Origin of the sequence: Romboutsia sp. 13368 (genome assembly GCF_018336475.1) — a bacterium.
Classification (GTDB): domain Bacteria; phylum Bacillota; class Clostridia; order Peptostreptococcales; family Peptostreptococcaceae; genus Romboutsia.
The window spans coordinates 739,724-740,187 of record NZ_CP048741.1 but is presented as its reverse complement, the minus strand read 5'-3'; the positions used below and the strand labels follow the sequence as shown (position 1 = coordinate 740,187).

General features: G+C 29.6%; 1 protein-coding gene. It reads right to left on the bottom strand.

All coding sequences use genetic code 11. From position 1 onward, the window contains the following. Nucleotides 1–150: 150 nt before the first annotated feature. The coding region (locus G3997_RS02950) for a DUF1385 domain-containing protein (protein WP_296647837.1) at nt 151–464 on the bottom strand (314 nt) is incomplete at its 5' end.

Below are 464 nucleotides of genomic sequence, written 5' to 3'. Positions count from 1 at the left end.
TTATTCAAATTTAAATGTATGTAAATTCTATCTACATCTCCAAGTGCTTTTTGTAAAAATAATTCTACATCTAATCTCGGTGTATCACTTATTTTTTCTAGCTCTTGAGAGTATTTTATGATTATCTCTCTTATTGTCATATCTTCTCCTCTATTTTTCATTTATTACAGCTTTTAGTGCAGTTAATGCAACTTCTAATTGTTGATCATCTGGCTCTTTTGTAGTAATTTTTTGCAACATCATACCTGGATATGCGACAATTTTAGTAAGTTTATTATCATATTTCCCAAAAAAGTTTATTATTTCTTCTTTATTTTTTCCACTAAGTCTTATAACAGACATTGGCCACTTAACACGAGAAACTTTAGTATTTTCATATCCTTTAACTTCAAAAGTTTCCTCWACTGGTGCAACTTCCATTGCAAATTTATAGTGTCCACCTTGGTAGTGGTCATGAGATAGTA